Origin of the sequence: Blastomonas sp. CCH1-A6, assembly GCF_001556365.1 — a bacterium.
Taxonomy (GTDB): domain Bacteria; phylum Pseudomonadota; class Alphaproteobacteria; order Sphingomonadales; family Sphingomonadaceae; genus Blastomonas; species Blastomonas ursincola.
Window position 1 is genome coordinate 1 of sequence record NZ_LSIS01000396.1, and the last position, 554, is coordinate 554.

Below are 554 nucleotides of genomic sequence, written 5' to 3' on the forward strand. Positions count from 1 at the left end.
GCCAGCGGTTGCGGCGGCCGGGGCGGCGGATGCGGGTCCGCCGGTGATCGTGCCGCCGGTGGCGGTGAACCCGGCGCGGGCGCCCGAGCGGAAGTTGGCCTTCATCGCCTCGCCGCCCTTGGCGGCCGCCTTGCGCAAAGGCGAGAGGGCAGCGTTGGCCGCGCTTCCCGCCGCCGCCTGGCCGACCGCGGCCATGCCGCCCCCGACAGCGCCGGCGCCGCTCTTGCCGAAGGAACCGAGGCTGTAGGCACTGGTCGCGCCGCCTGCCATCTGAGCGCCGCCACGCGCGGCGGCGCCGGTCATCCGGCCGCCCGCGCCGAGGGCAGAACCGGCGGCGCCGACGCCAAGCCGTGCCGCGGCCGCGCCGCCGACCAGCGCGCCGCCTGCGGCCAGCGCGGTCCCGGCCGCCGCACCCGCGCCGAGCTGCGGGCCGCCCGAGACGATGCCGTTGGCGATGCCGGGACCGAAGATCGACAGGCCCAGGAGCGACAGCGCGGCGAGCGCGATGGCCATGACCTGATTGATGTCGGGCGCGGGGCCGAGTGCCGCGCCGG

At 78.9% G+C, this 554-nt stretch carries 1 pseudogene; it reads right to left on the reverse strand.

Going from position 1 to position 554, the window contains the following annotated elements:
* Nucleotides 1–554 (reverse strand): annotated as a pseudogene (locus AX735_RS18075) (P-type conjugative transfer protein TrbL); the annotation flags it as partial.